23 protein-coding genes are annotated in these 21,626 nt (G+C 49.4%); 17 read left to right on the forward strand and 6 right to left on the reverse strand.

The window, feature by feature from the left end; translation table 11 throughout:
- From OOJ60_RS00005 to OOJ60_RS00070, 14 genes are all read left to right on the forward strand, one after another.
- On the forward strand, positions 1-343 hold a 343-nt coding region (locus OOJ60_RS00005; RefSeq protein ID WP_233470863.1), incomplete at its 5' end, for a major capsid protein.
- 9 nt (positions 344-352) lie between these two features.
- Entirely contained in the window at positions 353-646 is a 294-nt protein-coding gene (locus OOJ60_RS00010; protein WP_205611707.1) for a hypothetical protein, read from the forward strand.
- Between the two features lie 59 nt (positions 647-705).
- Complete coding sequence (locus OOJ60_RS00015) at positions 706-1,107, forward strand: DUF7370 family protein (protein WP_205611708.1); 402 nt, start codon at positions 706-708, stop codon at positions 1,105-1,107.
- A gap of 321 nt (positions 1,108-1,428) precedes the next feature.
- The gene (locus OOJ60_RS00020) at positions 1,429-1,785 is read left to right on the forward strand and encodes a hypothetical protein (protein WP_049003430.1); all 357 of its coding nucleotides are present in this window, start codon (positions 1,429-1,431) and stop codon (positions 1,783-1,785) included.
- Between the two features lie 2 nt (positions 1,786-1,787).
- Complete coding sequence (locus OOJ60_RS00025; RefSeq protein ID WP_205611709.1) at positions 1,788-2,228, forward strand: HK97 gp10 family phage protein; 441 nt, start codon at positions 1,788-1,790, stop codon at positions 2,226-2,228.
- Positions 2,225-2,608, forward strand: a complete 384-nt coding sequence (locus tag OOJ60_RS00030; protein WP_205611710.1) for a phage tail termination protein — start codon at positions 2,225-2,227, stop codon at positions 2,606-2,608. The genes OOJ60_RS00025 and OOJ60_RS00030 overlap by 4 nt, the downstream gene beginning before the upstream one ends.
- 63 nt (positions 2,609-2,671) lie before the next feature.
- Positions 2,672-3,415, forward strand: coding sequence for a phage tail tube protein (locus tag OOJ60_RS00035; RefSeq protein WP_205611711.1), 744 nt, complete (start codon positions 2,672-2,674; stop codon positions 3,413-3,415).
- Positions 3,416-3,472: 57 nt separating this feature from the next.
- Positions 3,473-4,144, forward strand: a complete 672-nt coding sequence (locus tag OOJ60_RS00040) for a DUF6246 family protein (protein WP_205611712.1) — start codon at positions 3,473-3,475, stop codon at positions 4,142-4,144.
- 12 nt (positions 4,145-4,156) lie between these two features.
- Positions 4,157-7,099 (forward strand): phage tail tape measure protein, encoded by a 2,943-nt coding sequence (locus OOJ60_RS00045; protein WP_205611713.1) that lies wholly within the window; start codon positions 4,157-4,159, stop codon positions 7,097-7,099.
- Entirely contained in the window at positions 7,099-7,593 is a 495-nt protein-coding gene (locus OOJ60_RS00050; RefSeq protein ID WP_205611714.1) for a hypothetical protein, read from the forward strand. Before OOJ60_RS00045 ends, OOJ60_RS00050 begins: the two co-directional genes overlap by 1 nt.
- Entirely contained in the window at positions 7,593-8,063 is a 471-nt protein-coding gene (locus OOJ60_RS00055) for a hypothetical protein (protein ID WP_205611715.1), read from the forward strand. Before OOJ60_RS00050 ends, OOJ60_RS00055 begins: the two co-directional genes overlap by 1 nt.
- Positions 8,056-8,475, forward strand: coding sequence for an NlpC/P60 family protein (locus OOJ60_RS00060; RefSeq protein ID WP_205611716.1), 420 nt, complete (start codon positions 8,056-8,058; stop codon positions 8,473-8,475). Before OOJ60_RS00055 ends, OOJ60_RS00060 begins: the two co-directional genes overlap by 8 nt.
- Positions 8,435-10,936 carry a host specificity factor TipJ family phage tail protein gene (locus OOJ60_RS00065; RefSeq protein WP_205611717.1) on the forward strand — a complete coding sequence of 834 codons (2,502 nt, stop codon included), beginning with the start codon at positions 8,435-8,437 and terminating at the stop codon, positions 10,934-10,936. The genes OOJ60_RS00060 and OOJ60_RS00065 overlap by 41 nt, the downstream gene beginning before the upstream one ends.
- 56 nt (positions 10,937-10,992) lie before the next feature.
- Complete coding sequence (locus tag OOJ60_RS00070) at positions 10,993-12,795, forward strand: hypothetical protein (protein WP_205611718.1); 1,803 nt, start codon at positions 10,993-10,995, stop codon at positions 12,793-12,795.
- A gap of 30 nt (positions 12,796-12,825) precedes the next feature.
- On the opposite strand, the gene OOJ60_RS00075 is transcribed toward OOJ60_RS00070, so the two are convergent.
- From OOJ60_RS00075 to OOJ60_RS00085, 3 genes are read right to left on the reverse strand one after another with little or no spacing between them, the layout of a single operon-like run.
- Positions 12,826-14,259 (reverse strand): hypothetical protein, encoded by a 1,434-nt coding sequence (locus tag OOJ60_RS00075; protein WP_205611719.1) that lies wholly within the window; start codon positions 14,257-14,259, stop codon positions 12,826-12,828.
- The gene (locus OOJ60_RS00080) at positions 14,256-15,176 is read right to left on the reverse strand and encodes a glycosyltransferase family 2 protein (protein ID WP_205611720.1); all 921 of its coding nucleotides are present in this window, start codon (positions 15,174-15,176) and stop codon (positions 14,256-14,258) included. Before OOJ60_RS00080 ends, OOJ60_RS00075 begins: the two co-directional genes overlap by 4 nt.
- The gene (locus OOJ60_RS00085; protein WP_205611721.1) at positions 15,173-15,535 is read right to left on the reverse strand and encodes a GtrA family protein; all 363 of its coding nucleotides are present in this window, start codon (positions 15,533-15,535) and stop codon (positions 15,173-15,175) included. Before OOJ60_RS00085 ends, OOJ60_RS00080 begins: the two co-directional genes overlap by 4 nt.
- Positions 15,536-15,648: 113 nt before the next feature.
- On the opposite strand from OOJ60_RS00085, the gene OOJ60_RS00090 reads away from it, so the two are divergent.
- Positions 15,649-16,038 (forward strand): HumD family translesion DNA polymerase, encoded by a 390-nt coding sequence (locus OOJ60_RS00090; protein ID WP_205611722.1) that lies wholly within the window; start codon positions 15,649-15,651, stop codon positions 16,036-16,038.
- A gap of 242 nt (positions 16,039-16,280) precedes the next feature.
- Here the strand turns inward: OOJ60_RS00090 and OOJ60_RS00095 are convergent, their stop codons facing one another.
- The 3 genes from OOJ60_RS00095 to cusR form a co-directional block, all read right to left on the reverse strand.
- Complete coding sequence (locus OOJ60_RS00095) at positions 16,281-16,826, reverse strand: bactofilin family protein (RefSeq protein WP_157845128.1); 546 nt, start codon at positions 16,824-16,826, stop codon at positions 16,281-16,283.
- A 715-nt stretch (positions 16,827-17,541) separates the two neighbouring features.
- Entirely contained in the window at positions 17,542-18,972 is a 1,431-nt protein-coding gene (locus OOJ60_RS00100) for a Cu(+)/Ag(+) sensor histidine kinase (protein WP_205611723.1), read from the reverse strand.
- Positions 18,962-19,645 carry a copper response regulator transcription factor CusR gene (gene cusR / locus OOJ60_RS00105; RefSeq protein WP_042285734.1) on the reverse strand — a complete coding sequence of 228 codons (684 nt, stop codon included), beginning with the start codon at positions 19,643-19,645 and terminating at the stop codon, positions 18,962-18,964. The genes OOJ60_RS00100 and cusR overlap by 11 nt, the downstream gene beginning before the upstream one ends.
- 170 nt (positions 19,646-19,815) lie before the next feature.
- On the opposite strand from cusR, the gene OOJ60_RS00110 reads away from it, so the two are divergent.
- Together OOJ60_RS00110 and cusF are read left to right on the forward strand one after the other, a co-directional pair.
- The gene (locus OOJ60_RS00110) at positions 19,816-21,198 is read left to right on the forward strand and encodes an efflux transporter outer membrane subunit (protein ID WP_205611724.1); all 1,383 of its coding nucleotides are present in this window, start codon (positions 19,816-19,818) and stop codon (positions 21,196-21,198) included.
- 87 nt (positions 21,199-21,285) lie between these two features.
- Complete coding sequence (cusF, locus tag OOJ60_RS00115) at positions 21,286-21,618, forward strand: cation efflux system protein CusF (RefSeq protein ID WP_205611725.1); 333 nt, start codon at positions 21,286-21,288, stop codon at positions 21,616-21,618.
- The last annotated feature ends 8 nt before the right edge of the window (positions 21,619-21,626 follow it).

Consider the following 21,626-nt stretch of genomic DNA (forward strand, 5'->3'; position numbering starts at 1 on the left):
ATACGATGTGATGTGGGTATCGCCGGAAATCTGGGCTAACCTGGCTCAACCGTATGTAGTTAATGGCGTAGTTAGCGGCAATGTGCTGAATGCCGTGCTCCCATTTGCACCGGTACGTGAAATCCGTCCTACCTTCGCGCTGAGTGGTAATGAGTTCATCGCCTATGTTCGCCGTCAGGATGTTATTTCCCCGCTGGTTGGCATGGCTGTTGGCGTTGTTCCTCTGCCGCGTCCACTGCCTAACGTTAACTACAACTTCCAGATTATGTCTGCTGAAGGCCTGCAAATCACCGCTGACGAGCAAGGACTTTCTGGTGTTGTCTACGGCGCTAACCTGGCGTAAGGAAACGATATGGCTAAATACGAAGTAGTGCGTCCGTGGTTCGGCGTGAAGGTCGGCGATGTGGTGGAGTTCAAAGAGCTTCACCCGGCACTTAAGTCGAACGTTAGCCTGATGCGTGGCGAAGCTGGCGGCGAGCTAAGACCGGCGACACCAGATGCTGGAACAGATGCCAAATCGCGCAAAGAGATTATCGCGGCACGACTGACGGAACTGGGCATTGAGTTTAAAGGCAATCTGGGAGCTGAAAAGCTCAGTGAGCTGTTGCCGGATGGCGAACTCGAAAAGCTTTTCCCTGCCGAATAACAGCCGCCGCTAAGGCGGTTTTTTTATGCCCTCTGCGGAGGGCTTATTAAGAGGCTCGCATGATTACCACAGAACAGGCCAGGGAATATCTGAAGTCAGTCGGTATCACGCTGCCTGATTTCATCTTAGAGGCGCTAGTAGAGCAAGCTAACAGTATTCAGGAATGTCTTGACGCTCATTACTCTCCGGCTACAGCACTGCTAATTCAGTCCTACCTGTTGGGCTTAATGGCTCTGGGGCAGGGCGATAAATACGTTTCCAGTCACACCGCGCCAAGTGGTGCTTCTGAATCATTCCGATACCAGTCGTTATCAGACCGCTGGAAAGGCTCGTTAAACCTTCTTCGAGGACTGGATAAGTATGGTTGTGCCAACTCACTCATTCCTGCCGACCCGACAGCAACTCCGGCCTTTGCTGGCATCTGGATTGGTCGTGGTGGCTGCATGTGTGGGAATAAGTAATGACGTACAAATCAGTTAAGCATGGGCTACCACGCTCGTTCGTCCGCGTATGGGTGATGACCGACACGGGGCGGGAGACTACTGGCTACGTGAAATCGGACGGCGAGTGGTTCATCAACTGCCCGCGCATCCGGGCGACTGGCGCGAAGGTGCTGAGGTGGAAAGAATGAAGCGAGGCGGGTTACTACAAAATAGCAGGCTTTATCGTGTTGGCGAGTTGGTCATGGGCTCGCTCATCCCACCAAATACTCTAATCCGCAGTGAGCAACTTAAAGGCCGGGGCGGAAACGTGACAATTGTGCTGCGCTGGAAGGAGGGCTAATGTCGTCTACTGCTTCATGGTCATACAACAAGCCGTGCACGATATGGCGCAAGGGAGCGGGCGGTAATGATGAGTGGGGCGATCCTGTCGACCCATACGAACCTCCCGAAACCATCATGTGCGATTACATCGGCGGCCTGTCAGCAAAGCTCGGCTCAATAGGTAAAGAAGTTGTCGTAAAGAACACCTTCTTTACTGCGTTTGCGCTGGCCGATGAGGGAGATTACATCCTGATTGGCGTCAGCACTGAAACAGACCCGGTCGTGGCCGGTGCCGATGAGGTGCGTCACGTGACGCGCTGGAACGATACTCTCGACGGCCTGGAAGATGACTGGGCGATAATTACGGGAGTGTAGCCATGGGCATCAAAGTGAAGGGCATCAGCCAGGCGAAGAAGAACCTGAACGATGTCATTAACGACGTTAAGGGGCGTAAGGTAATCCGTGCGTTGCAGTCGGCGATGATTCTTATCGGTGCCAGGGCGGCATATTACACTCCAATCGACACCTCCACGCTGATTAACAGCCAGTTCCGGGAAATCGACGCTGGCGGGGTTTTCATTACCGGGCGCATCGGATACTCAGCAAACTATGCCGCATATGTACATGAAGCATCTGGCAAGCTTAAAGGCCAGCCGCGAGCTCACTTCGGTACGACCAGATCAGGGCAGCAGTTCGGCGGCGGTACAGGAACGGGCAACTACTGGGATCCGCATGGTGAACCGCAATTCCTGACCAAAGGCGCGAATGACGAGCGAGATAACGTTGACGCGGTGATGCGCAAGGAGATGTCGCTATGACACCCATGATGCACGAAAGGGTGCGCAACATGTTCGTCGACGCCGGACTAACTACCGGTTTCACGGTGCAGCAGCTTATGTACGACGACCCCGGCGATTTGTCGAAGGCGATAATTGTATTCAGACCAAACGGCGGGTCGAATATTCGGACTGACCTCGGGTCTGAGTATCACGTCTTGGTCGACGTCGTAGGCGCGAAAGGTAAGCGCAAAGAAGCGCTCAACGCCGTGCAGCGTATCGTCGATTACGTTCAGGACAACCCCATGGTTGATGAGTGTGTCGGCTACATCCAGAACATGGGCGCAATTCCCGCGCCGGTGCTCACAGAAGAAGGGCGAATAGTCTTCCGACTCCAGTTCGCCTGCACTTACGGCGAATAGCCATCCAACAAAATAACCCGCTCCTGCGGGTTTACTTTTTTATACGTCAAAGAGGAGTTTCACATGGCTAATTGCCAGAACTCGAACGAGCGCCTGTTCGGCGGTGCGGTCGTACTGGAAGTCACCGATGGCTGTCCTGACGTCAAACCACTCGAAGATGAGTGGATGGCGCTGGCCGCAGGTACGTCGAAGGGCTTCGACTTCAATCCTAACTCGGTTACCTCTGATGCGGATGACGGCGGCGGATATGTCGAGACCATCATCACCAACAGTGACTTCACCCTGAGCTTTGAAGGTGAGGTGCGCAAGAAGGACAAGCTTGATCAGTATGGTGTAGGAAAGTTCATAAAGTATTTCGCTGACGAGCTTAAGGCAAAGCGCCAGCCTGGTATCTGGGTGCGTATGGACTACGGCCCGGTTGAATTCATCGGCTATATGAACATCACTGCGCTGAGCTCTGATGGAGGAACTAACGACATCGTCACTTTTTCTACCGAGTTCAAAGTAGGAGATGCGAGCACCATCGAAGTAAACGAAGTGACTGCGGTTGCGGTTACTGGTGTGACGGTTACCCCTACTACCAGCACTGGAGCGGCTGGCGGTACCAGCACATTCACGGTGAACATCGCACCAACCGGCGCAACCAACAAAGACTTCACTGTAGCGACTACCGATGCGACAAAGGCAACGGCAACAGCCTCAGGAACCACAGTTACGGTGAACAGAGTAGCTACCGGCAGCGCGCAGATCATCATCAACACCGAAGACGGAAACTTTGTGGCCGTGCATACAGTTACCGTTACCTAACGGACATTCCAAAGGGCGGCGTGCTGCCCTTGACAATGACCGTTTACTGGAATGCCTATGAACGCTTTAACAGATATTGGCGAACTCTCAATCAGTGATAGCCGAGAAGGAGGGAAAGACTACCTGCTCCGGCCTTCATTCGAGGCCATGGCGAGGATTGGTACTCCGGAAGAGATTGTGCAGGCGTACGCTATCATCCACGGCAATGAAGTTGCTCATCTTATTGAGGTATGCGCAGGCATGCTTGGGCGATTTCCTGAATGGTTATCACCTTCATTCAATCGAGCTGCAGAGAAGTTGTTATCAACATGCATGCTAGTTATGCAAGCGTGCTGTGATGATGATCTGACCCCGATGATTGGCGAATGGGAAGGGTGGCGTCATTGTGTCGTCTACCGACCTGGTCAGATGCCGAAGAACGATATCATAGTGCTGGCGCAGCATCTAATGCAGCACGGCGTTGTCGGCAAAGCCAGGGTGCGGCAGTTGCAGCGCCACGAAACAGGAGCGAGAACGAACGAATTCAAAGCCTTCGACTACATCAGCGCTGCGCGCAGTCACTTTGAAATGAACCGAGCAGAAGCCTCTCAGTTAACGATGACCGAATTCCAGATGCTGCTGGCGGCGAAATACCCGGACCAGAAAGGCTTCACTCGCGAAGAGTACGATAGCATCGCTGACGAGTACCTTGCTAAGCAGGCCGCACGAAGGGCAAAAGCAAAGAAATAACCGGAGAATGACATGGCAGGTGAGAAGAACGCCGGTAGCATCGTTTATGAAATCAGCGCCGACGTTGAGCCGCTGCTGCAGGGTGGGAAACAGGCCATTGATGCTCTGGATAAACTGGATGCTGCAGCCCAGCAATCCGGAAAGGGAATGGATAACCTCGATCAGAGCACTTCACAAACCGGATCCGCGTTTACTGAACTAGCTGGTTATGCAAACTCAATGGATAACCAACTGCGCAAGCTGAATACCAACGTTAGCGGCATAGCCCGTGCTATGGAAGATGCTCGCAGCGGAACAGGCGGAGCCAGTAGCGAATTCAGTCGCGCAGAATCAATTATTGAGGCGCTTGGTAACCAGTTGGCCGTTCTGGATGAGGCGCAAGAGAATGGCGCTCGCAGTGCTGCTGTTCTTGCTGCCCAGTTACGTGCCGGGTCGAAAGCGACTGACGAAGAGAAGCAGAAGATTGGAGAGTTGACCGGTCGACTCTTTGACATGAAAGGTGCTGCTGATACTTCGATGGGTAGCAACAAAGGCTGGAAGTCCAGCATGCAGCAGGCCGGTTACCAGGTTCAGGATTTCATCGTTCAGGTTCAAGGCGGACAAAATGCCTTGGTTGCGTTTTCACAGCAGGGGTCGCAGCTTGCTGGCGCATTCGGTCCTGGCGGTGCTGTAGTTGGGGCTGTGATTGCGCTTAGTTCCGTTATTGCTGGTATTCTGATCACTTCTCTTAATGGTGGTAAGAACGCCATGGATGCGCTGAAAGACGCAGCTGAAGCGATGGACAAGGTCATTACCGTCTCTCAGAACGGGGTAGCAGCCTTATCTGATAAATACGCTAATCTGGCAAGAGTAAATGCAGAAGCAGCAACCATCCTGAGAAATCAGGCAATGATTGAGTACAACGCTGCAATAGCGAAGATTCCAAAATCCATCAACGATGCTTCCAATTCTATCGTTGGATTCACCGACAAACTGAAGACTTCTTTCGTTGGTGGCATTGCGTCCATCGATGAATTCAACAAAAACCTTTCTACCGTCGGGGCAACAGCTGACACATACTCGGAAGCCATGGAGCAGGCTAGGAACGCAGGGGCGAAGTTCACGGTTAATGCTAACGCGATCCAGAACACCGTAACCACGCTTGCTGATAAGTTTGGCGTATCTGAGCAGCGCGCCTTCGAGTTAAGCAAGCAACTATCAGATGTAGCGAACAACCCAACCCCAGAAGCTCTGCAACGACTGGTTCTTGAACTCCAGAGTACTGAAAGTTCGACAAAGTCTGGAGCTGATGCAATAAGGACTTTCCTTGGGCCTCTCACCGAGCTGGTGCGAGTGGCTGGCGAGGCGCAGATCAACCTCTCAGGAATGAAAAAAGAGGTCGACAACCTTACCGCTGGGCAGAAGAACCTCATCAAGCAGTCTGAGCGAAACCTTGCCCTGTCAAAACTGCAGGGTGAGGCCCGCGCGCGGTTGCAGGCGCAATATGCTGCCGAAGATGCCGGTTTTGCGAAGGACGATCCGCACGCTAAGCAGATGGAAGATGACGCTGCAGCCACGTACAAAAATACGCAGGCACAGAAAACTCTCCAGTCAACTCAGAAGAAAGGAGCTTCTCAGGCCGATACTATTGCTCAGAAACTGGCAAACCTGAAACAGCAGGCAGAACTTGCCGCCGGTTCTACCAATGAACTGAGCAGAGAGCAGGCCATGCTTAATGCCGAGCAGTCACTTGGGAAGGGGGCTACTCAAGCGCAAATCGCGGAGGCTAGACAGTATGCCGCGGCTAAATGGGATACCGCCAACGCCATAAAAGCGCAGGCCGCTGCTGAAAAACTGCTTCCAGAAAACGCTGAGAATGCTCGTTACAAGCAGGACGTTCAGGATCTGAATACAGCTCTTTCAGCTAAGAAAATCAGCCAGGAGCAATTCAACCAGACTCAGGAAAGGCTTGAGGCAACTCATCAAGCCAATCTGTCGAAAATTCGCGCCCAGCAAGCAGTCTCACCGCAACAGGAAGCGGTTGGTGGAATTGACCCTGTACAGCAACTTGCGAACGAGAATGCCAAAAAGCTAGCACTGATCGCTCAGTTTGAGCAGCAGGGGTTGCTTACTCACCAGAATGCTTTGGCCTTACGTAATGAGGCCGACACTCTGTATGAGCAGCAACGCATCGCTGCACAGTGGGAAATATGGAGAAATCAAAATACCGGTAATCAGATGCTGGCAGCAAGTTTTGAATCACTGGCTGGTAATGCCTCAAACGCTTTTACCGGGATATTGACAGGAAGCATGTCAGCGCAAGAGGCAATGCAGTCACTCGCCAGCAATGCGCTGAATAGCCTGATCAACGGCTTTGTTCAGATGGGTGTTGACTGGGTTAAATCTGCTGCGATGGGTGCTGCAGCACAAACCTCGGCAATTGCCACGACCACTGCGGCGCAAACTGCTGGTTTAGCGACAACCACTGCTGCAAGCACTGCAGCTGCCACTACAACGATGGCAGTCTGGACACCTGCTGCCGCTGTCGCATCAATCGGTTCTTTCGGTGGTGCTGCAGCTATTGGTATAGCGGCTCTTGTCGCGGCGATGGCTCTGGCCGGAGGGTTGGCAGGTAAGCGTAAAAACGGTGGTCCTGTTGCCGCTGGTTCGATGTATCAGGTAGGTGAGGGCGGTATGCCTGAAATCTACCGGGCCAGCACCGGTAAGCAGTACATGATACCGGGTGATAATGGTCGGGTTATAAGCAATAAGCAGATGACATCCGGTTCTGGAAGTGAGTCTGTTCCTGTCTACATCAACATTCAAAATTATACTGGCGCAACGGTAGACGCTCAGGCTTCTCAGGATGGAAACGGAGTGACCATTGACATGATCGTCGCTGACATCAATCAGGGTGGGCGCGTTAGCCAGGCCATTCAGCAGAACCATCAGGCACCACGTAAAGCGAGGGAATAATGCCAATACTTTATCCAGACTGGCTACCGCTGGCGCAAAAAGGAAAGTCTCCTACCACCGACACTGGTTTTCGCACAGACCAGCCAACGGTCGGAGCGCCGATATTCCAGAAGTTGACAGATGACCTGAAAACTTCGTTCTCGCTCACATGGATATTCACGCGTGACCAGCACAGGGCTTTCATGCAATGGTTGCGCAGCCCGAACTACCTGGACAACTGCAATCAGTGGTTCACGATGCCTGTAGGTACCGGAACAGGCGATACAGGTGTTGAGGTGCAGGAGTTGCACTTCATCGCCTGGCCGTCGTGGTCGCAAACAGGTTCAATCTTCACATGGAGTGGTGACGTTATTGCGCGTGAACTGGTTAATTCAGATGATGACTTTGACGATATCATTATTGAGCTTCCACCGCCGTGGGCTTCATGGCTGGACATTATCGTTACCGGGTATCCTGACGGACGCGATCCGGAAAGTCTCCCGAGGGCTCCGTAATGCCTACACTGCGAGAATTTCAAAGCCAGCGACCGAACCGAATCCTTTATGAAACAATCACCTTCTACAACGAGACGTTCGGGTATGTTCGTCTTGTTAATAACCAGATATTCCCAAAAACGTTAGGCGGTCAGGTGTTCACGCCGTGCCGGATGGAACTGACAGAAAGTCAGCAGAGCAATACTCCAGTTCTAAACAGCACGGTTAAGTTCAGCCGACTGGCGCAGGACTTTAAGCAGAAGTTGAAGCTATGGAAGGCACACGCGCGCATAACTCCGATCTCAGCTACCTATCAGGTATTTGATTCCGCAGATATGAGCACAGCCATTAAAACATGGACACTGTACGTTTCGGATTGCTCTATGGATGACAAGGACGTCACATGCAGTCTGACGCGCATCAATCCGCTTAACCGCAACGTCGGCAGACTGTACACAGTAGAAGAATACCCGGGGCTTCAGAATGTCTAAAGACGACTTCCTCTTACGAGTAACCGGCATCCCGTGGTGTAACCGCGCATGCTCTTTCGATGCTGCGGATTGTTGGGGGCTGGTAGTTTTGTACTACCGGCACGTTCTTGGAATCGAGATACACCAGACTCCTGACTACGAAAGCGGCAGAGACTTCCTTACCTGTTACGACAGCGATGTTGTGTTCTGGCGTCGTACTGATTCTTTCATGGATGACGGGATATTCGTCGCGTGGGTAGGAAGTAATCCAGTCCATGTCGGTCTGATTATTGATGGTAAAGCGCTACATAGCCGAGGTGAAAACGGCCACGTCAGGTCAGATGCAATACGCACTATTCAGAAACTATTCACCAAAGTGGAGTTCTATTCTTATGCCGGTGATCGAAATCCAACGTGTTCCAGGCCTTCCTAAAGACCGGGCAATTGTCACCGCTGGTACTGTTTTTTCAGAATGGTTAGAGCAGGAGAGTTTTCACCGGGATATTCGCATTCGAGTAAATGGAAATGAACTTGTACCAGATGATGAACTTGCATTTCCACTACAGGAGAATGACCGGGTAATCATCTTTGACCAGCCAAAGAGTGGCGATCTTATCGGTACAATCCTGAATCCACTCGAACACTTCAACCCAATCAAATTCACCCAGAAGGTTCTGGCGGGGTTGATGCCAAAACCAAACGCCAGCGCAGCCGCTGGAAACAGTAAAACCTCACCAAACAACAGCCTCAAGGGGCAAACGAATATTGCACGAAACGGGGAAGCAAAACCGGATAACTTTGGACAGGTTCGCTCTTTTCCTGACCTTGTACAGGAGTCTATGTTCGAGTATGTCAAAACAAGTGACCAGGACCCTGGCATTAAGTACGTTACAGAGTTAATGTGCTTCGGCATAGGTCGATACGATATTTCGTCAGTTCGCTTCTCTGAGTCAAATCTGGGAGCAATGGCTGGCGCAACCTACACAATCTACCAACCAGGGGAAGTGATACCGACAGTTGTAGAAGGTTACCAGTTTGACGATGTAGATGGACAGGAATTGCCTGGCCCAAATGAAAGCGAATCGCAACCTCAGCAGTCAGCAACTGCGAATACAGTAATCAGCGGGGAATACTCTGGCGGCCAGATTGCGATGAAAATCGTAAAACAGGACGAGTTTGACTTCTTTAAAGACCTGCCTAAACCATCACCCGTAAAATTCATTATCAACGTCACATACAGCACAGCAACGGGAAACGTTACTGAAGACGTGACAATATTCGGCAACCTTATTTCATGTGTTGAAAGTGACGATGGCGCAGTTATAGACCCCGTTTATTACTATACCTTTGTCTTTGACAGCCTGAATGGACCAAGTATTCCGATAGAGACAGCTACTATCAACACAACTAAGTTTGTTCTCATTCAGAACTCAGGTGTTGATGTCGGGCCGTTTTTCTCGCCAATACCATCCAGTCAATTGTGGATCCACACTCAGTCCAGAATGGCTGGCCGAAATGATGTCACATTCAAAGTGGTTATCTGGAAGGTTGATGATGATAACAATCAGATACCAGGCACCACTGAAACCTTTAACTACCATCAGGCCAACTCGAATAAGAACGTCTCAGATACGTTTTACCGCACTGACAAAATAACGCCATCTGCGGGATTTGGTCGCTACTCAATCACCATCACCCGAACGAATAACAGTACCGACAACAGCCGGGCAACAGTAGAGGAAATCCACGCAGTAAACATCAGGAATAATGTTGTCCATCCTGATGATGCACTGGTGATGATTCGTGTCCGTGCAACGGAAAATGCCACAGGAAGCCGGGACAGGAAGTATAACGCACTGATAACCAGGCACGTCATCAGCTACAACATGACTACCCGTCAGGTTGACTACAACATTCGCCCATCGCGTCGTTTCGCTGACATCGCACTCCACAACTGGTTGATTGTAGGAGAACAGCCTGAATCGAGCATTGATATTTACGGGCTATACCAGATACAGGCCGAAATCGACGCCATCGACCAGCGTCTCGGTTATTTTGATTACACATTCGATGATGAGGATGTTTCTCTCGGTAGCAGGATGGAAACCATCTGTGATGCTGCTAGCGTTGTGGTATATGACGACAATGGAGTCCTTTCATTTACCAGAGACAGCAAGAAAACATCTGCTGCAACCATATTCAACCGTTCTAACACTAAACCAGACCGATATTCATTGTCATACGACATGACATTACCTGGTGGATACGACGGCGTTGAAGTTCAGTTCCGTAACCCGGATACCAACAAACAGGACTTCGTTCGGTATCGCATTGTTGGCAACAGTATCGTGGAAGGTACGCCAACAAAGGCAAAGAAGTTCGAAATGATGTCTATCAGGAACAGGTTTCAGGCTAATGAACGAGCATTGAGGGAGTGTAAGCGACTCATCTATTCCAGGATGACTATGGCTATCACGGCTATGGCAGACGGTGAGTGGGTGAATATTGGTGACATGGTTCAGGTTCCTGATACCTACGATACCAATCAGCAGGCCGGTTATATCGTTTCTCGCAATGGTAACAACTTCGCAACCAGTGAAAGGATTAACTTTTCAGGTTCGATGTATGTTCAGGTTACGGACTCAATGGGCGCCACAACAGCGCGTTATCCCGCATCTGCGAGAACAGATACTGCTTTTGGTTTTACAGCCGAAATTCCTGATATATCACTCAACTTTTACGACGGCTTCGATGTGCAGTCGCCATCAAGATACGTGATTGCCACCTCAGAGGAACTTGACGCAGGACAATGGACAATTACCGCCAAACAACCTGATGGACAAGGCGGTACAGCAATAACACTCGCTGAGTATAGCGATCTGATTTACCCATAACACAATTCCCGTCACCACAACCCGACCTTAGCGTCGGGTTTTTTTATGGAAAAAATATGGCTACCCAACCTACTAATCTGCCAGTACCAAGTGAATCACCACGTGACCTGAAATTTAACGCAGGGAAAATTGACGAGTTCGTCACCTCAATGCAGCGGGAGTACGAAGACAGATTTGGCAATAAGCATTACACCATCGAAGGTCTGCGCTGGATTGCTCAGCAGGCTATTTCTGCATTCGGTTACGTTACCCTCGATAGTTTCGAAGACGGTAATACGTTAACTCTCCCAAATCATGTTCTGCGTCTAGAAGCGACAGGAGAGTATTACCGCTGGGATGGAGTGCTACCTAAAGATGTACCTGCAGGATCAACACCAGAATCAACAGGTGGTATTGGTGTCGGTGCGTGGTTATCTGTAGGTGATGCCTCACTGCGCAGTGACCTCAACAGAGAAACCGGAGCATCCATCGTAGGTACATCATCAGGCAATACGGTTCAGGAAGAGCTGGACAAAGTAAAACTGAAGTTTGCATCCTTTGCAGCGATGAGAGCCTCTACGTCGTCGGAAATTGGCGATTACGCCCTGCTTACAGGCTGGCATGCAGATTATCAGGGTTATGGTTCTGGCATATTTCAGTGCGTTGATAAAACGGATTTAACAGATGATGGTGGCACAATAGCTGTTTCGTCTTCTTATGCCTGGATACGGATTACCGGTCACGAAAATGTTACAGACTTTGGCGTAGTTCCAGATGCAGGGGAATCTTTTGATAATAAAAAATACATTTCGGCTGCGCATGATTATTCAAGCGGAATATTAATTCCTGCTGGTGTTTATCATACCAGTTATCTTGAATTTAAAAAGAAATTAATTTTAACGACCAGAGGTTATGTTGAAATTAATCAAATTGGTGATGATTCAGATTTGATAACACTCCAATCGCCTGATGGCACTATTTCAACAGCATCTCAAACCGATGGAAGCAGAATAGAAAATCTAGTTTTGGTTCCATCTACTGGTAAGTATGGTATCCACACATTTTTTAATGGTAGGGGTATTGTTTCTGGAGTTGAGATTCGTGGTGGAAAAGGGTTTTGGTTTGACGGGGTATCGCAATATGTGGTTACCAATTGCGCCTCTCGTGATTCTGATGCTACTGGCTATCTTATCACGATGAAAAAAACTGCTAACAACGATAGCATTGGAACGTGGCTGCACTTAGAAAAATCATTTGTCGCCAATTCAAAAGAATCCGGAATTAAATCTATACATTACCCATCTTTGTGGATTGACAATCCAGTTATTACAAATTGCAGCACTGGGATTGAGTGCTCGGCTGATAGTGATGCTCACCCAACGGTTGCTTATACTAGTGTAAAAATCACAAATGGCGATGTTGATGCATCAACTAATCAGGGTATAATTATGATAGGCGTAATTTGGCCCCAATTAGTAGGGTGTTGGGTATCTGGAGGACGTGAGACTGCGTCGCCAGGCGTTCTTATGAGAGGGTGCAGAAATCTTGTTGTTGATGGGGGGCAGTTTGTTAATAATGGGGGGCACGGGATAAGTTTGGAAGGATGTCACTACGGGACAGTAAGTGGAGTGATGGCACAAAATAATGGTCAATATGGTATAAATTGCGAATATAGTGATCAGCAAAGCGAATTGATTACATTTTCAAATAATAATTGCAGCACTACACCTGATAATTTTATACCTGGTGCTCAGGTTAGGGGGCTTAATATACAGGGGTATAAAATTGCCGCAATTGGTAATATCTGCCAAGGAAACACAGAAAGTAATTATATAAACGGAGCTGCTGAAAAAGCTGAAGTTGGAAATATAACACAGTGAAACTATAAGGCGGGGGTCTCCCGCCTTAAACTATATTATAATTCTTTCATCATCATAGTATATAACATAGATACCGTTTATATTTTTTACCTTTGCATCTTTCCCAAAAATATCCAACACTCTATTAATATTTTCAATATCAGAGACTATAATATAACGTGAGCGCCTCCCATACCAGTCGTTGCTAGACAACCAGTTCATTTTGCTGATTCCCCTTTCATCTATAGATATAGGTGCGACCTCGCTATCACCTACAACGCTGACTGATGAAGCAACCCAGAACGTTCCATATCCATCACCAAGCCCCTCTTTCTGCAGGAATGCTGCTGTTTGTGCTGTATTCCCTGTCGGAATGGAAAAAGAAAGAGGCTTCCAATTGTTTATAAATAAGACAATAAAGAATATTATGATAAATGATTTATTGATTCTAACTTCTGGTAGGAATCTTCCTATTAGAATGCTACCAGTAATTAATGGTGATACCAGATACCTTGTTGTTTCTAAATCAACGGGCATGTTGCTAAAAAGATAAGCACAAAACATAATTATTGTGGCAGCGATCAAGTAGTTGTTTAAAAGGTTAGTGTTAAACAACCTCTTCGATGCTACAATAAATAAAACACCCCACAAGATTAATGACAGGAATCTTAACAGGTATGGTATCGTTGCTAATGACAATTCTTTTCCGAAAATGTTTGAGTCAAAGTATTCAAGTATGCCTCTAAAAAATAAATCTAAATTACCTGGTATTTTATCATATGCTACTATTCGTGGTATCTCAGTTCCTGGCGTGACCAATAATCCGTATTTAATTGACAGGAAAGATATTAATTTACCTGCAATTAATACCGCGCAGGCGATTAGTAACTTTATTAAGTGAGATCTATTAAATTCAATAAATAGCATTCCAATAAGTGACAAAGCCAATGGTAATACTAAAATGTAATTATATATACTGTCACTGAACACGCATAGCGATGAGATTAAGAAAAAAAGCAATAGAGATACTTTTTTATTACTAATGACTAATTTTAATGATGCTAATGCAAAGAATATAGTTGCGGCATGAATGCACATTGCAATGGTTAAACCTGCTGCCATCTTCGACGGAAGAATCATGCATAAAACTAGCGCCAGGATCCCAATGTAGTTATCGTTTTTGCCAAAAATTAAAATTGCGGATAATGTTAATATGCCAGTGTAAAATATAGAGGGAATAACCCACATTAAAATCTGATTATTTCCAAATATAGATATAGCAGTCGCATACCAGATGGTATCTGTAAAGTAAAATGGAACAGTAGATAGCGTCCATCCACGTAGTAGTATGTTTCCTTTAGAAATATCAATCGCCTCCCTAAACATAGAGGCAGCATCGGAATTTATTGTAAATTGTAGTGAAGACGAAAGCGATATCATAAAAGATAACACTATAAAAATTAAAAGATATATTTTTTTAATCATTTGGAATTGCCTTTCATAACATATTTTGGTCTTTTTTTAGTTTCAATATAGATGCGCCCTATATACTCTCCCAATACACCAATTCCGATAAGTTGAATACCGCCTAGAAAAAGTATGGATACGAGCAACGATGGGTATCCGCGCACCGGGTTGCCAAACAAGAGGGTGTCGATAATCATCCATGCACCGTATATAAACGCCAGTCCCGCAACCAGAAGGCCAATGTAGGTCCACATGCGCAGAGGGAAGGTGGAAAAGCTCGTAATGCCCTCCAGTGCCAGATTCCATAGCTTCCAGCCGTTGAATTTCGTATCACCAGCCACGCGCTCAGCGCGTGCATATTCAACAACGTCAGTATTTCCACCAACCCATGACAAGATACCCTTCATGAACAGGTTGCGTTCTGGCATCTGCTTGATGTTCTCGACAACCTCGCGACTCATCAACCTGAAATCACCAACATTCTCTTCAATCTTCGGATTGCTAATTTTATTGTGTAGCTTATAAAACCATTCAGCCGTTTTGCGTTTCAGTCGTCCATCCGTTGAGCGGTCAGAGCGCTTTGCCAGCACCATGTCTGCGCCTGTTTTCCATTTCTCAATGAGGTGCGGGATAACCTCAATAGGGTCTTGTAGATCAACATCAATCGGAATTACTGCGTCACCAGTTGCGTGGTCAAGTCCTGCAAAAAGCGCTGGCTCTTTGCCGAAATTACGAGTGAATGATAGCGGAACAACAAGAGGATCTGATACTGCAAGAGCATTAATTATCGACTCCGTAGCATCTCTGCTTCCGTCATTGATGAAAACTATCTCAACATCGTACGGATTGAGATCTTCAAACTCGCGAACTGTTTTATAGAAAATAGGTATTGCGTCTTCCTCATTGAAGACCGGAACGACCAGAGAGATTTTCATTTTGCATCCCTGAAGACGATATATTTTGAATAGATGAAACCGCATACAAGGCTGATGCTGGAAAACGTGACCAGTGTCACCATTGGTGGCAATCCGCACATGTCAGCAGACCAGCCAACAGCAGCGCTAAGAGTGCCCATGAACCCAACGTACAACATGTATCGTAGTGTGGTCGTTGAGGCGTTGAATGTGAACTTTGCATTGGCATAAAAGCTGAAAGAAACTGCTATGACAAACCCTGAAAAGTTAGCAAGGGCCTGATTTGTATGCAGTCCGTAGATGCAGACAGCAAACACGACCCAGTGTATTAGTGTATTCAGAACGCCTATTGATGTGTACTTAGCGAATAACTTTAACATGATAGAAATCAGTGGATTCGGAAAGGTCTGAAGTGTAGCACCACAATCGGTATTGATCGACACCGGCGATCAGTAATACTGTATTAATATACAGTATCTATCGGAGGTGCATCATGGGATTCCCATCGCCAGCAGCAGACTACGTTGAACAGCGCATATCGCTCGACGAGACGTTAATCAGCAAACCATCGGCTACGTACTTCATGCGGGCAGGGCAAACGTACTGGAGAGAAGGCATCATGTCTGGTGCTTTGCTCGTCGTTGACAGTTCACTGACGCCATTTGATGGCTCGTTGCTGGTTTGCTCTGTAGATAACGAGTTCAGGGTGAAGCGATACAAACGCTACCCTAAACCTCATCTGATTAATCTGGAGACCGGAGTGGCAGAAGAAATACCAGAGCCGACCAGCCTGTTTGATGATGAGTCGCATCTGTTTGGAGTGATCACGTACATCATCAACGATGCGCGTTCTGGTGAGTTTGATGATTGCCCGGTGATGTGAGACAGAAATGAGACACGTAAAGCTTTGCATCGGTTTGCAAGGCTTTACATGTTTTGCGAAGGTGGGACGTGTGAGCGCAGTGGTGATAGGGTAAGTTGTTGTTATCCTAGATAGTCCGAGGAACTTCTAAGCCGTCGGTCGCAGGTTCGAATCCTGCAGGGGGCGCCATTTCCTGGCGCGTTTACCTGACGGTATTCAGGCCGGACAGCACAAAGCCGCCATCCGGCGCGAATATCTTCCTGTCACTCTTTATAAAAACTGGCCAGGTCGATGGTATTTTCTTTTACCGCATCCATGGCGCTGATAAATTCATTTTTTTGCGCTTCTTCGTCGCTGCGCGGTAAAGAGTTACCGTAAAAACGGCCATTTTTATGAATGGCCAGTGAGTCACTTTTTACCTGACCATTTACCATTCCCTGCGCATTAATGCTGACTTCGCCGCCGATACAATTGCCATTCAGAACGCCGTCGACGGCAATGGCATAGGCTATAATATCCCCTTCAACGTGACCGCTTTTCAGAATATGAACGGTTTTTTCAGAGCGAATAACACCGTCAATGCGGCCATTTACGTGAATATCGCTGGTGGAGTTAAGCTCGCCCTTAATAATACAGGTTTCCGGGATAACGGCGACCGACGGTTCCAGCGGGCTTTGCTGCGTCGGTTTTACCGTCAATTCCACATCGTCGCCGAGGTAAGAAACCTGAGAAGGGTTAAGAGAAGAGGCGATGTTGATGTCTGCATGAGTGTCGGCAAACGTGGTGTTTTGCTCTTTACGTTTGAACATGGTTCTGATCCCCGTCGATGATAAAATTAAATAAACAGCATAAAATAAACCACAGGTTAAAATAATTATGGCAATCACTTTCCATCGCGATTTTATCGTCAGGTAAAAATGTTGATCACCCACGCCATAATGAATAATGAGATACAGCCAAAGCCCCCAAATAAGCCACAGGAGGTTATAATGCATAGACCTTCACCGAACCTCCCTGATTATCCTGATCGCTGTTCATCGGTGTCAGGACGGTAACATTCAGTGAATTAATGCACAATAAAAAATAAGAATGACCTTTTTTGCTTTGCAATAATTTGAATTCTATCGATTTAAAAAATGACAACGTGCGATTAACAATAATGACCGTGATCGGACACGCACAAAATTCTGACGGTAATAACGCTATTCTGTTAATAATTTGCCGGATAAATAGTCAGCGGCCAGACATGCCTTTTTTTTCGGATTTTTTGTTTCAAAGAAGAATAAAAATTGTGCGCCAGGTGGAATTATTTAGCGTAACCGCATTGGCGTGGTCATAGGTTGACGAAAAGGCGGGCGGAGGAAAAACAGTGACGTCAGGAGCCGTGACGTGTTGGATATCGCCCGCCGGGCAATATCACTATGTGTATGTAATGTTAAAATTTTGTGTGGGTTAAAAATTCACCGCCATTGCCTCCTTTGATTTAGGAGGATTCTTAGCGCTGACGCCACCGGTAGCGACCTGTCAGCGCAGCGCTTTCGGCAAACTCAGCGTAAAGCGGGTCGCGCGGGCGTCAGACGTCACCGACACTTTTCCGTGATGCGCCGTCACAATCGACTTGACGATCGCCAGGCCTATGCCGCTGCCTTCGCCCTTGCGCTGGCGGGAGGGGTCCACGCGATAGAAACGATCAAACAGACGCGGCAGATGTTCCGCCGCAACCGGCGTTCCCGGGTTTTCAACCTCAATGCGCACCCGATCGTCAATCTCTTTTAGCCTGACGATGACGGTTTCGCCGCCAGGCGTATGACGCAACGCGTTTGATAATAAATTGCTCAGCGCTCTGCGCAACATTCCCGGATCGCCGAAAACATGGCACGGGCAGCCCTCAAGGCGCAGCGTGACGCCACGCTCCTCTGCCAGCGCTTCAAAAAAGTCGAACACCTTACTGACTTCCTCGGCCAGATTAAGCGCTTTTTTCTCTGGAATAAGCTGGTGGTTATCCGCCTGGGCCAGGAACAGCATGTCGCTGACCATTTTTGCCATATGGCTCAGTTCCTCAAGGCTGGAATAGAGCACCTCTTCCAGTTCCTTTTGAGTTCGCGGCTGGCTAAGAACAATCTCCGTCTGCGTCACCAGGTTGGTGATGGGCGTGCGGATCTCATGCGCGATGTCGGCAGAAAAATTAGACTGGCGGGTAAAGACATCTTCAATACGTTCCAGCATGTGGTTGAAAGAGAGCACCAGTCGTTCCAGCTCAATGGGGACATTTTGCGGGTCAAGGCGAACGTCGAGATCTTTCGAGGTAATGTTCTGGATCTGTCGGCTAACGCGGCGAATCGGCGCGTGTCCTTTATAGACCGCGAATAAAACCAGAAAGACGATCACCAGGCTAATGATCGACGCGGTCATGATCAGCTTGTTTTTCAGATCGTTAATGTAATGGAGGTGAAAGTCGATCGACAACGCCATGTACAGAGTATATGCCGGTTTACCGTCAATCTGCGGACCGACCGGCAGGCGGATCATGCGCCAGCTGGCGTGGGTGCCGTGTCCGGTCATTTGCTTCGCTGGCTCGTTGATCAGCCACACGTTGCCGCCGGGAACGGTGGTGTCCGGCTCGGCGGTGGCGAGAAATTGCCGGATGTCCGGCGCGCCAGGCGAATGCAGAAGCGCCCGCCCGCGGGTGTCCTCCAGCGCAATGAGGACGTTTGAATAACCAGCAACCACATTTTGCACAATCTCCAGCCGCCGGGATTCCGGTTCATCGGAATGGCTGAGTATGCGCTCCAGCGTGGCGCTAATTTCATTGAGATCGTTCACGTCCTGTTCGGCAAAATGGACTTTTACCGACTGGATCATGATCCAGGCGAAGGCAAAGAAAGCGGCGACTGTGGCAAGGCTGATAAAAAAAGTCAGGCGTGTCGCCAGGGAAAAAGGTCGCTTACTGCGCATCCGGCACCTCAAGCACGTAGCCCACGCCGCGCACGGTCTGAATCAGTTTGGGTTCGAAGTCATTATCAATCTTGCCGCGCAGACGTTTCACGGCGACATCGATGGCATTGGTGTCGCTGTCGAAATTCATATCCCACACCTGGGAGGCGATCAGCGAGCGCGGCAGTACCTCGCCTTGGTGACGGAGAAAGAACTCAAGCAGGGTAAACTCTTTGCTGGTGAGAGTGATCCGCATTCCGCTCCGGCTGACTTTGCGACTGACCAGATCGACATTCAGGTCCGCCACCTGAAACTGACTTTCAACAATCACCGCGGCGCCGCGCCGCAGCAGCGTTCTGACGCGCGCCAGCAGCTCGGCGAAGGCGAACGGCTTAACCAGATAATCGTCCGCGCCTAATTCCAGTCCCTTCACCCGGTGTTCAATGGTGCCGAGCGCCGTGAGTAACAGAATCGGCATCCCTTTTCCGCCAGCGCGCAGCATACGCACAATATCCCAGCCGTTAACGTCGGGCAGCATAATGTCGAGAATGAGCAGGTCGTAGTCGCCGGTCATCGCCAGGTGATAGCCATTCAGGCCGTTATCCGCAAGATCGACCACAAAGCCCGCTTCCGTCAGCCCTTTGGTCAGATACTCCCCGGTTTTTTTCTCATCTTCGACGATCAGTATCTTCAACGCATCCTCCTTCCGCCGCCTGTTGACGTGGCGTCTCCCAATTCTAGAGAAGTCAGATCGGATAGCAATCGCCTTCCGGGAAAATGACAGCTTTGTCATTTTGCTGTCACCGACTGAACAGAGAGCGCCAGGTAAAGTTACCCGCATCTTTCCTTATGTTAATCAGGCTTATGTGCACATTCAGGTTTTTTACTCTCAGCACGGCGCTGCTGCTGGCAGGATGCTCGCTGGCGCCGGACTACCAGCGCCCGGCCTTACCGGTGCCGCAGCAGTTTTCGCTGAGCCACAACCGTCTGATGACCGCGCCTGCGAACTATCAGGACAGCGGCTGGCGGCAGTTTTTTGTTGATCCTCAAGTCAAAACGTTTATTAGCGAGGCGTTGCGTAATAACCGGGATTTACGCATGGCGACGCTGAAAGTGCAGGAGGCGAGGGCGCAGTACCGGGTCACCGACGCCGACCGCTATCCGCAGTTGAACGCAGAAGGCAGCGGAAGCTGGAGCGGAAATCTCAAGGGCGACAGCGGAACCAGCCGCGAATACGACGCGGGACTGAATCTCAGTGTTGATCTGGATTTCTTTGGTCGGCTGAAAAACATGAGCGAAGCCGACCGGCAAAACTTTTTTGCCAGCGAAGAAGCCCGTCGGGCGGTCCATATTTTGCTGGTTTCGAACGTGGCGCAAAGCTATTTCAGTCAGCGACTTGCGGCGGCTCAACTTCGGGTTGCCGAAGAAACGTTAGGCAATTATCAGCGTTCTTATGCGCTGGTGGAAAAGCAACTGGTCACCGGTACCAGTAATGTGCTGGCGCTGGAACAGGCGCGCGGCGTTATTGAAAGCACCCGCAGCGACATCGCCAAACGTCAGGGGGAACTGGCGCAGGCCAATAACGCGTTACAGCTTCTGCTGGGCGCCTATGCCCGGCTACCGGAGGAAAACGCCGCTGGCGAGGGCGATCTCCATGCTGTAACCCTGCCGCCTGCGCTGTCGTCGCACATCTTATTGCAACGACCGGACATTATGGAGGCAGAGCATACGCTGATGGCGGCGAACGCCAATATTGGCGCGGCGCGGGCGGCGTTTTTCCCTTCCATTAGCCTGACCAGCGGTATTTCCGGCAGCAGCAGCGATCTGACGAACTTATTCAGCGCGGCGGGCGGCATGTGGAGCTTCATCCCAAAGGTGGAGCTGCCGATTTTCAATGCCGGTCGTAATCAGGCCAGTCTCGATCTGGCCGAGATCCGTCAACAGCAGTCGGTGGTCAATTACGAGCAAAAAATCCAGAACGCGTTTAAAGAGGTCGCTGACGCGCTGGCGCTGCGCCAGAGTCTGGCCGGGCAGATTCGCGGCCAGCAACGCTACCTCGCGTCGCTGCACATTACCCTGCAACGCGCCAGAGCGCTCTATCGCCACGGTGCGGTGAGTTACATCGACGTGCTGGACGCGGAGCGTTCGTTGTTTTCAACCCAACAAACGTTGCTGGACCTCAATTACGCCCGCCAGGTTAACGAAATCAAACTGTATACCGCCCTCGGCGGCGGCTGGGTGGAATAAATCCCCCGGCAGCGGGCCAGGCCTCCTGTAGCCGGTTCAGGCGCCAGTCGCCGTCCGGCAAAATTCACTCCTTCTGAAAGGTGACTTATGAACAATCTCTTTAAAGCAGTCGTAGTAACGGTTCTCTCTGTGCTGGCAGCCCATGTTCAGGCCAGTGAACATCATCATGACGGGATGATTGCCGCTGAACACAGCCCGGTGGTGAGCGCAACGGGAGTCGTCAAAGCCATAGACGGGGAAAGCAAGAAGGTCACCATTGCGCACGAGCCGATCCCGGCGCTGAACTGGCCGGCCATGACCATGCGCTTTACCCTCACGCCGCAAACGCAGCTTAACGGGATCACGCCTGGCGATAGCGTCACCTTTCATTTTGTCCAGCAGGGGAATCTTTCGTTATTGCAGGACATTAAGCGTCAGTAATTTTACTT

It is taken from the genome of Citrobacter sp. R4 (assembly GCF_026719175.1).
GTDB classification, from domain to species: domain Bacteria; phylum Pseudomonadota; class Gammaproteobacteria; order Enterobacterales; family Enterobacteriaceae; genus Citrobacter_A; species Citrobacter_A sedlakii.